7 protein-coding genes are annotated in these 10,057 nt (G+C 71.6%); 4 read left to right on the forward strand and 3 right to left on the reverse strand.

The features are described from left to right. The first annotated feature begins 149 nt into the window (after positions 1 to 149). Positions 150 to 3,713, forward strand: a complete 3,564-nt coding sequence (locus J5X75_RS40805; protein ID WP_208473091.1) for a LamG-like jellyroll fold domain-containing protein — start codon at positions 150 to 152, stop codon at positions 3,711 to 3,713. 1 nt (position 3,714) lies between these two features. Here the strand turns inward: J5X75_RS40805 and J5X75_RS40810 are convergent, their stop codons facing one another. After that, complete coding sequence (locus J5X75_RS40810) at positions 3,715 to 4,632, reverse strand: LLM class flavin-dependent oxidoreductase (protein ID WP_208473092.1); 918 nt, start codon at positions 4,630 to 4,632, stop codon at positions 3,715 to 3,717. An 85-nt stretch (positions 4,633 to 4,717) separates the two neighbouring features. On the opposite strand from J5X75_RS40810, the gene J5X75_RS40815 reads away from it, so the two are divergent. From J5X75_RS40815 to J5X75_RS40825, 3 genes are all read left to right on the forward strand, one after another. Continuing rightward, positions 4,718 to 5,170 carry a MarR family winged helix-turn-helix transcriptional regulator gene (locus tag J5X75_RS40815; RefSeq protein ID WP_208473093.1) on the forward strand — a complete coding sequence of 151 codons (453 nt, stop codon included), beginning with the start codon at positions 4,718 to 4,720 and terminating at the stop codon, positions 5,168 to 5,170. A gap of 152 nt (positions 5,171 to 5,322) precedes the next feature. Then, the gene (locus J5X75_RS40820) at positions 5,323 to 5,988 is read left to right on the forward strand and encodes a nucleoside/nucleotide kinase family protein (RefSeq protein ID WP_238490858.1); all 666 of its coding nucleotides are present in this window, start codon (positions 5,323 to 5,325) and stop codon (positions 5,986 to 5,988) included. Between the two features lie 103 nt (positions 5,989 to 6,091). Further along, positions 6,092 to 8,095 carry a tetratricopeptide repeat protein gene (locus J5X75_RS40825; RefSeq protein WP_208473094.1) on the forward strand — a complete coding sequence of 668 codons (2,004 nt, stop codon included), beginning with the start codon at positions 6,092 to 6,094 and terminating at the stop codon, positions 8,093 to 8,095. Between the two features lie 415 nt (positions 8,096 to 8,510). On the opposite strand, the gene J5X75_RS40830 is transcribed toward J5X75_RS40825, so the two are convergent. After that, positions 8,511 to 9,749 carry a CHAT domain-containing protein gene (locus J5X75_RS40830; protein ID WP_208473095.1) on the reverse strand — a complete coding sequence of 413 codons (1,239 nt, stop codon included), beginning with the start codon at positions 9,747 to 9,749 and terminating at the stop codon, positions 8,511 to 8,513. Between the two features lie 125 nt (positions 9,750 to 9,874). Then, on the reverse strand, positions 9,875 to 10,057 hold a 183-nt coding region (locus J5X75_RS40835; RefSeq protein ID WP_208473096.1), incomplete at its 5' end, for a CAP domain-containing protein.

Here is a 10,057-nt window from a genome sequence, read left to right on the forward strand (position 1 = left end):
GCCAGGGCTGTCTCGGCCCTCAGCCGGGCGCTGTGGTCCGACCTGATGAGGCAATCGTTTTCCTGCAAGGCATTGACGTGTATCGCTGGCTCGCGTAGCTTGGCCGGAACGACTCCCTTGTTAACGCTCACATCAGCGTTGGAGAACGCATGCCCCGAAGGAGACACCTGTCCGCGGCGATCGCGGCCGGGCTGCTGACCACCACCCTGCCGGCGATCCCCGCGCTGGCAGCCGACGTACCCACCCCCGTCGTCGCCTACGAGTTCGACGCCGACGACCTCACCACCGGCGTCGTCACCGACACCTCCGGCAACGGCCTCGACGGCACCCTCGTCAACGGCGCCACCGCGGCACTGGTCGACGGGCGCGACGGCGGCCACGCCCTCCGGTTGCCCGGCGGCGCGCCGACCGCGAACGGCGCCTACGTCACCATTCCGCGCCAGGTGCTCGACGGGCGTACCGACCTGACCGTCTCCACCCGCGTCCGGTGGGACGGCACCACCGCGCCCTGGCAGTGGATCTACGCGCTCGGCAAGGACACCAGCCGCTACCTGTTCAGCACGCCGTACCACGGGGACGGCAAGCTGCGCACCGCCGTCACCAAGGACGGGGCCGGCGCCGAGGCGCAGGTCACCGGCTCGGCCGCGCTGCCCGCCGACGCCTGGAAGACGGTCACGGTCACCCTCGGTGGGGGACGGCTCACCACGTACCTCGACGGGGTCCCGGTCGCCGAGGCGACGACCACCGCGACCGGGGCCGACCTGATCGACGCCGGCACCGCGAGCGCCGGTTTCATCGGCCGCTCCTTCTACCCGGACCCGCTGTTCGACGGCGCGGTCGACGACTTCCGCGTCTACGGCTCGGCACTCACTCCCGCGCAGGTCGCCGACGAGTTCGGCGCCGAGGTCCCCACGGTGACCGCGCTGTCGCGGACGGCGTTCGAGGTCCGCACCACCATCGGCGCCGCGCCCGCGCTGCCCGCGTCGGTGACCGCCGGTTTCACCGACGGCTACGACCGGCAGGTGCCGGTCACCTGGGATCCGGTCGACCCGGCGAGGTACGCCCAGCGCGGCACCTTCACCGTGGCCGGAACCGCGGCGGGCACCCCGGTCTCCGCCACCGTCACCGTGATCCGTGCGGGCGAGCTGACCATCGACCTGGCCGCCACCACCGGCGACTTCCACGGCGGCGCCTCCGGAACCCTCTACGGCCTGTACGCCGACGGTGTCCCCAGCGACAACCTGATCGAGGGCATGCGCCTGCGCACCGTCTCGACCAAGGCGCAGGACGGCCCCCAGCACCCCGGCGCCGACGCCCTCGAGGTGGTGAAGCCGCTCGCCGACAGCACCGACGGCGACGTGTACATCTACATGACTGACATCCACCGTGGCTTCCCCTACCAGTGGCCGGGCGGTACACCCGAGGAGAAGCTCGCCACCTACCGCGAGAAGATCGCTCAACAGGTGGATCAAGTGCTCAAGCTTGACGAGGTGTATCAAGACAACATCGTCTTCGTGCCGTTCAACGAGCCCGAGGGCAACATGTTCGGCACCGGCGAGTGGAGCTACAACGGGGTCAGCTGGCTCAGCGACCCCGGCGACTACTTCGCCGCCTGGGACGACTTCTACCGCCTCATCAAGCGGAAGATGCCGTCCGCGCGGATCGCCGGCCCCAACACCAGCATCCTGTTCGAGCAGGTCAAGGGCTTCCTGGAGCACACCGTGGCGGCCGGCACCGTACCGGACGTGATCACCTGGCACGAGCTGAGCCACCCGGAGGCGGTCCGTGACAGCGTCGCGAAGTACCGCGCCTGGGAGAAGGAGATCCTCCCCGGCCGGGAACTCCCGATCAACATCAACGAGTACGCGTTCAACTACCACACCAGCGTGCCCGGCCAGATGATCCAGTGGATCTCGGCGATCGAGGAGTCCAAGGTCGACGCCGACATCGCCTACTGGAACATCGACGGCAACCTGTCCGACTCGGCGGTGCAGGCCAACCGCGGCAACGGGCAGTGGTGGCTGTACAACGCCTACGGCGGCATGACCGGCCAGACCGTCAAGGTCACACCGCCCTACCCCGGGCAGAACTACACGCTCCAGGGTCTGGCCGGCCTCGACAAGGCGAAGAAGCAGGCTCGCGTCATCTTCGGCGGGGCCACCGGTGCCGGCTACATCCGGTTCGACAACGTGCCGAAGTACTTCGGGAAGACCGTGCACGCCTGGATCTCCGAGATCCCGTGGACCGGGCAGGTCGGCGACTCGGCCCAGCCCCGGCTGCTCGCCGAGAAGGACGTGACGGTCGCCGACGGCGCGATCGCGTTCGAGTTCGACCAGCTCAGCGAAGCTTCCGCGTACGAGATCGTGGTCAGCCCCGCAGGGGAGAGTGACCGGACCGCGGCCGCGCCCACCACCTGGCGGGGTTCGTTCGAGGCCGAGGCGGCCACCTACACCGGCGGCGGCTACAGCAGGAACGGGCCGGAGGGCTCGCCGCGTGACGTCTCCAAGTTCTACACGTCCGGCGCCTACAACGTCGGCGGCCTGCGCACCGGCGGCGACGGCGTGCTGGACTTCACCGTCACCGTGCCCAGCGACGGTCTCTACGACTTGAGCGTGTTCGCCAATTCACTCAACACGTTCGACCTGGTCAAGGATCAGGGGCCGACCAACGTGTTCCTGCGTGTCGACGGCGCCGCCGAACAGGAGCTGTTCCTGCCGCTCGGCTACAAGTGGGTGGTCTGGGATCACGCCGACACGACGGTGCGGCTGACCGCCGGCGAACACACCATCTCCCTGGCCGCGCGCAGTCTGGACGGCGCGAAGGCCACCAAGGGCGACGCGATCATCGACCGGATCACCCTGGAACTACCGAATCCGGCCGCCGCCACCGACGTGTACGAGGCGGAGCTGGCCTCCCTCTCCGGTGGCGCGAAACCGGTCTACGCGGGCCGCAAGACCTCCGGATCGGGCGTCGCCGACCTGGGCCGCGGCGGCGCCGCGACCTTCTGGGTGTACTCGGAGGCCGACGCCGCGGCCGTCCTCGACGCCGGCGTCACCGCGGGCTCCGTGGAGATCGAGGTCAACGGCATCGGGGTCGGCGGGTCCCGGTCGACGGCGGTCTCGCTCTCCGGCGGCATCAACAAGGTCAGCATCAAGGGCAGGGCGAGGGGTACGGCGATCGACCGCCTCTCCGTCCGATCCTCGACAGCCCTGCCCGCGACCGTCGCGGAGGCCGAAGCCGCGCACCTCGCCGGCACCGCCACGATCACCGCGAAGTCCCTGGCCAGCGGCGGTTCAGCGGTCACCGGCGTCGGCGGCGAACCGGGCAACGCCAACACCCTCACCTTCACCGTGAACGCCGCGAAACCCGGCACCTACGCCATGCGCGTCCGCTACGCCAACCCGGAGCAGGCGGTCGCCACCCACTACAACCCCGACCCGCTCGCCCGGCCCGCCGACATCTCGGTCAACGGCGGACCGGCGAAACGAACACTGTTCCCGCACAGCTTCCACGACAACAACTTCTGGGAGCTGACCATCCCGGTCGTCCTCGAACGCGGCGCGAACACGATCGCGTTCTCGTCCGAGGAACTGCCCGACTTCGACGGCACGACCTACGCCTCCGACACCTGGCCGGATGTGCTGCTGCGCTCGCGTCACGCCCCGGTGATCGACCGGATCGCCGTGGCCCCGTTCAGCGCACCCGTCCACTGAGTCACCGGTGGGCCGGCACCTGCCGGCCCACCGCCGCCCGGACGGATGGCGCGATCTCGTTGGCCCAGCGCCCCAGCGTCACACTGTCCGGCGTGCCACCGGTGGGGGAGAAGAGCATGAAACCGGCCGCCCCGTGCTCGACGACCGCGCCGGTCAGCTCCTCCACCCACTGCGCGGGCGAGCCGCCGAGCCAGCGGCCGTCACCGTCGCGGGTGGCCGGCAGCGGGCGCTCGGTGATCCGGCCGGGCAGGTTGTAGATCGTGGCGACCTCGGACGGGTCCCGGCCCACCGCCGCCGCGGCCTCGTCGATGACCAGCCGTGACTCCCGGTAGCGGGCGCTCAGCCAGTCGGCGGCGTGACCCGGGATCCAGCCGTCCGCGACCCGCCCGGTGGCGGCCAGCGACTTCCGGCCCACCGACCCGGTCCACACCGGCGGCGCCTCGACCGGCGCCGGCTCCAGATCGGTCACCCGGTAGTGCCTGCCCTCGAAGGTGACCGGGCCGCCACCGCCGGACAGCAGCCGGATCAGCACGATCGCCTCCTCGAACGCCTCCACCGCCTCGCCCGCCGACAGCCGCGGCACACCCATGTCGGCGATCCGGTCCCACCGGCCGCCCGCGCCCATGCCGAGCACGACCCGGCCGCCGGAGAGGGCGGAGAGCGTCCCGACCGTGCGGGCCAGCATCGCCGGCGGCCGGGTCGGCAGATTGGTGACGTTCGCGAACCCGGCGATCCGCTCGGTGCGGCCCAGGACCAGGCCGATCGCGGCGTACGCGTCCAGCCGCCCGCCGAGATACGGATGGTCGGACAGCGAGAACAGGTCCAGCCCGTCCCGGTCGGCCTGCGCGGTGAGACGAAGCCACTCCGGGCCGTCGGTGATCCCGTCGTGTGCACCGAATCCGAAGACGACGTTGCGCATGGTCACTCCCCACGGTTCGTAGTTCGTACTCCGAACTATGCATAGTTCGTAGCACGAACTGTGAGGGTTGCGCTAGGCTTTCCCGGTGGCCAAGCCGGAGGATCAGATCGGGGTCGTCGCCGCGCTCGTGCGCACGGCGTTCCTGGTCAATGCTGTCTACTCGGAGTCGGCCCGGGAGTTCGGCCTGACTCAGCAACAGGGCCAGCTGCTCTGCGTGCTGATGCCGCAGGCCTATGCGATGGGCGAATTGAGCACCATTCTCGGGCTCGCCAAATCCAGCCTCACCGGCCTCGTCGACCGCACCGAACGTAACGGCCTGGTCCGCCGCGACCCCGATCCGCGCGACCCGCGAGGCATCCGCGTGACCCTCACCCCCGCCGGCGCCGACCTCGCCGACCGCTTCTACACCGAGACCTGCCGCCGGGTCGCCGAGCTGCCCGCCACCCTGAGCGATCAGGAACGCGACACGGTGGCCGGCCTCCTCGGCCGGGTGATCCACGACAACCGGGTGCCCGTCGTCTTCAGCGAAACCCCTTGACGGGTACGGCGTCCGCCGCCCCCGCTACCTCCACCCCGTCCCGCCGGTTCCACGCGACGCGCCGCACCGCGAGCCCGCGCCGCGCCCGCCGGGCTGAGCTCGGTGGCGACGTTCGGTGCGCTCGCCGGGATCGGTTCCCGCAGACTGGCGGGATGACCGCACCCGATGAGCGCCTCGCCATCCTCCGGCACGTCGCCGGCCGCATCACCGAACGCGACGACGGCGGCGGGCTCCGCATCGGGGTCGACGGCGTGGACGGGGCGGGCAAGACCGTCTTCGCCGATGAGCTGGCCACCGAGGTGCGGGGGCGCGGACGGCCCGTCGTGCGGGTGTCGATCGACGACTTCCACCACGTACGGGCTGTTCGCCATCGGCAGGGCCGTGACTCGCCACGGGGCTTCTGGGAGGACTCCTACAACTACGAGCGCTTCCGGCGTGACGTCCTGGAACCCTTCGGCCCGGACGGATCCCGGCTCTACCGGGCGGCGGCTCACGACCTGGCAACCGATGAGGTCCTCGACGGCGAGCCGTGCGCCGCGGACCCCGGCACGGTGCTCATCGTGGACGGGCTGTTCCTGCACCGCGACGAACTCGTACCGGTGTGGGATCTGTCGATCTTCCTCGACGTCCCGTTCGAGGAGACGGCCCGGCGGATGGCCGGCCGGGACGGCACCAGCCCCGACCCGGACCACCCCGGCATGCGGCGCTACGTCGAGGGCCAGCGGCTCTACTTCGCGGCGTGCGCACCCCGGGATCGCGCCACGATCCTGATCGACAACCGCGACTTCGCCGCTCCCCGGATCGTCCACGAACGGTGAGCCTGCCTCTGAGCGCTGACTCGACGCCCGTGAGACAGCGCTCAGAGCCGGCCGGAAGCCCTACGCTGTGCTGGTCAGCGGGCGGTCGCGCGGTGAGGTGAGCATGGGGTGGCGGCACGGATCCGGCGAGGCCGAGCGGCTGCAACGGGACGCCGCCAGGGAACTCACCCGGGCGATGGAGGACGACGACCCGGCGGCCTACGAGCGGGCCACCGACCTGCTCGAACAGGTGCTGCGGATGTTCGGGCCGGGCGTTCCACAGTGGGCGCCACTGCACGCCGCCTGTGGGAACGCGCTGCTGCGCCGGTTCCAGCTGACCGGGGACATCGCCCTGCTCCGCGAATCGGCACGGTGCAGTCAGGTGGCCGTCGACGCGGCCGGAGCCGTGGACGCGGAGATCCGGGCGGTCCTGCATCACCAGCTCGCGGTGGCGCTGCGGCACCTGTTCGAGGCCCGGGGCAACCCGGACGACCTGGAAGCGGCGCTGCTCAGTGCCCGTCACTCGATCGCCGTACCGATACCCGACCCCGACTTCCTGGCCGCCTGTCAGGCGCAACTCGGGGTCCTTCTGCGGCTGCGGCACCTGATCAGCGGGTCGGTCGCCGACATCGACGAGGCCGTGACGGTGTGCCGGCAGGCGGTGGCCGCGGCGCCGGAGCCGGGTGCGGACCGGGCGTCCCATCTGAACAATCTGGCGTCCGCGCTGTGGGCCCGTTTCGACCAGGACGGCGGCATGCGCGACCTGGAGGACGCGGCACGGGCCGCCGAACAGGCGCTGGACGCCTCCCCGGACGGGCACCCGGAACAGCCACTGATCATGGGAACGCTCGGGACGGTCCTGCGCTGCCGCGGCGAGCGCACCGGATCGGCCGAGGACCTCGACACCGCCCTCGACCTGCTGGATCGGGCGGTCGCCGCCACCGATCGGTCGTCGCCACGATGGCCGCTGTACATCGCCAACCGGGCCGCCGTGTTCCGCGCCCGGTTCGATCTGTCCGGCGCCGACGAGGACCTCGACCGGGCCGTCACCGAGACCGCGGACGCCCTGCTACAGCCCGATCTGGTCGGCGCCGAGTACCCGGGCGTGCTGATCAACCTGGCGACCGCCCGGGCGGTACGGTTCGCGCGACGGGGCGCGGCCGCGGATCTCCGGGACGCCGTGGCGGCACTGCGGAAGGCGCGGGCGCTGCTGTCCGGCGACGACCCGCGGCGGGCCGTGGTCACCGCCGAACTGGGTTCCTGCCTGCTCGGCCGTCACGACCGCACCGGATCCGCGGAGGATCTGGACGAGGCGGTCCGCCTTCTCGAGGAGGCGGCGACCGCTGAACGCCGGGAGCAGTCCGCGGGCTGGCTGGTCAATCTGAGCCATGTGCTGCGGCGCCGCTGGCAGGAACGCGGCGATCCCGCTGATCTGGACGCGGCGGTCCGGCACGCCGCCGCGGCGGCACAGCGGTTCGCCGCCCTGGAACCCCGGCGGGTCGCCGCGCTGACCGCGGAGGGCGTCGCGCGGTACGACCGGTTCCAGGACCGGGGCGACCCCACCGATCTGGCGGCCGGTATCGCGGTGCTCGGCGAGGCCCTGGACCGCGCCGGCGGGCGGCGTCCCGGGCATGGCCTGCTGCTCAGCGCCTACGGAGCGGCGCTCGCCGCCCGAGCCCAGCGGACCGGTCGGTCCGGTGATCTACGCGGCGCCGTCTCCTACTGGCGGGAGGCGTCCGCGACCGGCGCCGCGCACGTCACCGACCGGCTCGACGCGGCCGTCCGCTGGGGTCAGGCGGCGGCCGCGTCCGGCGATCAACGGTCGGCGGCCGAGGGATACCGGACCGCGGTGGCGCTGGTGAACCTGCTCGCCTGGCGCGGACTGGACGGCGCCGACCAGCGGCACCGGCTCGCCGCCTGGCCGGGGCTCGCCGCCGACGCCGCGGCCTGCGAGGTGAGCGCCGACCCGGCCGGCGCGATCGGCGGCCTGGAAGCCGGCCGGTCGGTGCTCTGGTCCCAACTGCTCGACCTCCGTGCCGACGTCCGGGACCGCTATCCGAACCTGCCGTCCGATCTGGCCACCCGGCTCGATCGGGTCCGCGAGGCCCTCGACCAGCCCACGACCTGAAAGGACGTCCGCGTTTCACTTCCTTTCCGGTACGCCCGGAGCGCCTTCACCAGCACGACCTCCGCCCCCGCCGGCCTCTGCCACTCAAGGCCGTAGCGCCCGCATCCGGCCACGTGCCCGCTCACCCGGCCCACCGCCCACCTTCCACCAACGAGGCCGGCCCCGGCCCACCACCCGCCTTCCACAAACGAGGCCTGACGTGGGTCGATCTCGCCCAGCTGGCCGCCATCGCTGTCTTGAAGCTTTCGAGACAGCCGTCACGGCCGGCCGGAGTCGATCGAGTGGTTCAGAAGATGGACCACCGAACTCAGCCCGGCGGGCGCGGCACAGGCGGGAGTGGGCAGCGGCTCGCGGCGGCGCCACGGGGCGATCAGGATTCGTCGGAGGCGGCCTTTGCCCGTACCGGAAAAGGGTCTTATGGGCCCGTGTGGGCGAAAGGGGTCCAGACGCTCGGCCGGTCGGGGTGTTCGCGGCGGAGTTCGCGGACCGCGTGGTGCAGGGCCTCGGCGGCGCGGTCGGCGTCGAGGACGCCGTCGTGGGCGAGGCGTTCGTAGACGCGTTGGGCCACCTGCGCGGCTTCGGCGTCCAGAACCGACCAGAGGGTGGCCACGACGTGGCGGAATCCGGTGTAGTGCAGGGCCGCTGCCAAGGTGATCGCCTCGTCCGGGAGGGTGACGCCGCCGACCGCGGTCTTGCAGCCGGACAGGTAGGCGAAGTCGCCGCGATGCTGCTGGGCGCTCAGATCGGTGACGGTGAGCATGCCGTCGTGCACCAGGACGCCGCCGTGGGACGGGTCGGTCAGGTTCTGTTCGCCGTGGCAGGCGAAGTGGGCCCAGCGGTGGCCGGGCATCTGGCGCAGCACCTCGTCGCGGGTGGCGTCGGGGCCGGTCAGTGGGGTGTAGTTCTTGTCGAACAGACGCTTGACCAGGCTTTCCTCGACGTGGACGTTCGGCAGGGAGGCTTGGCCCGGGGTTTCCGGCATGCCGACGAAGAGCATCCGCGCGGCGCCGGCCTCGGTGTCCGGTTGCGGCCGGCGGGCTTCGACGAGAGCGCGCAGCGTCGGCGTGTACGACGAGATCACCCGGTCGATGACGGCCGCTCCGGGGGTGGCGTGGTCACCGGCCGCGTGGATCGGCAGCAGGGTGAGCGGGCCGGTCGGGCACCACCAGACGCGTGGCCATTTCTCGTCGGCCGCCGGCGGCGCCATGTGGCCGAGATGGTCGAGCACGGGCCGGGCGAACGAGTCCCACATCCAGCGCAGGCAGTCGTCCAGGTTGGATTCGACATCGTCGGTGGCGCCGTTGACGACCAGGTCCCGGTTTTCGCCGCGCAGCACCCGGGATTGGCGGTCGCCGACCGCGCCCAGGTACGACTCGACGCGCTCGCCGACGATGTCCTGGGTGAGGTCCGGCAGCGGGATCGTGGTGACCTCGGTCGGGTGCACGATCAGGGCGTCGCAGCGCCAGCGGCTCACGTTGATGATCACGACGGGGCCGCCGGACGCGGCCGGGAGCAGGGTCTCCAGCCGTGGTGGTCGCAGGAAGTCCTCGAACCCCTCGATGGCGCGAACCTGTTCGACCAGGTCGTCCCACTCGCGGGCGAGGGCCATCCGCCGGTCGACGTCCTGGGTGAAGCGCTCGGGGCTGCCAGGCATCATCGCCCCATCAAACCCGACGGTCGTCCGTAGTGGAACCGGCGGAACGTCCGACCCGGTCCGGACGGCGCGACGCCCCAGCCGCAGGGGGATCGGCTGGGGCGTTGCTGCTCAACGTGGGGGTGTCAGTAACCGAAGTCCTGGGTGTAGTAGGGGGTGCCGTCGGTGGCGTAGGCGACGCCGACGCCGACGCCGACGGTCTTGGATTTGCAGTTGAGGATGTTGGCGCGGTGGCCGGGGCTGTTCATCCAGCCGGTGACGACGTCGGTGGCGGTGCGGTAGCCGTAGGCGATGTTCTCGCTGGAGGG

It is taken from the genome of Actinoplanes flavus (assembly GCF_017592555.1).
Lineage (GTDB): Bacteria > Actinomycetota > Actinomycetes > Mycobacteriales > Micromonosporaceae > Actinoplanes > Actinoplanes flavus.